The organism is Alkalicoccobacillus porphyridii (genome assembly GCF_007293315.1).
In the GTDB taxonomy this organism is placed as follows: domain Bacteria; phylum Bacillota; class Bacilli; order Bacillales; family Bacillaceae_D; genus Alkalicoccobacillus; species Alkalicoccobacillus porphyridii.
This window is the reverse complement of sequence record NZ_VLXZ01000083.1, coordinates 1-360: the sequence shown is the minus strand read 5'-3', so window position 1 is coordinate 360 and position 360 is coordinate 1. Positions and strand designations below refer to the sequence as shown.

Genomic DNA, 360 nt, shown 5'->3' with positions numbered 1-360 from the left:
CATTAGCTCAGTTGGTAGAGCATCTGACTTTTAATCAGAGGGTCGAAGGTTCGAATCCTTCATGGCTCACTTTTATTCAATTTAATATTGTGCGGGTGTGGCGGAATTGGCAGACGCGCTAGATTTAGGATCTAGTGTCTCTTGACGTGGGGGTTCAAGTCCCTCCACCCGCATTATTAATTGGCGGAAGTAGTTCAGTGGTAGAACACCACCTTGCCAAGGTGGGGGTCGCGAGTTCGAATCTCGTCTTCCGCTCCATACTTTTGTTTGTTTGCCTACCTTGTGCCGGGGTGGTGGAATTGGCAGACACACAGGACTTAAAATCCTGCGGTAAGTGATTACCGTGCCGGTTCAAGTCCG

At 49.2% G+C, this 360-nt stretch carries 2 tRNA genes; both read left to right on the top strand.

What is annotated here, in order from left to right:
- The first annotated feature begins 91 nt into the window (after window positions 1–91).
- Window positions 92–173, top strand: a tRNA-Leu gene (locus FN960_RS20980).
- A 10-nt stretch (window positions 174–183) separates the two neighbouring features.
- Window positions 184–258: transfer RNA gene (locus FN960_RS20975), tRNA-Gly, on the top strand.
- Window positions 259–360: the final 102 nt, after the last annotated feature.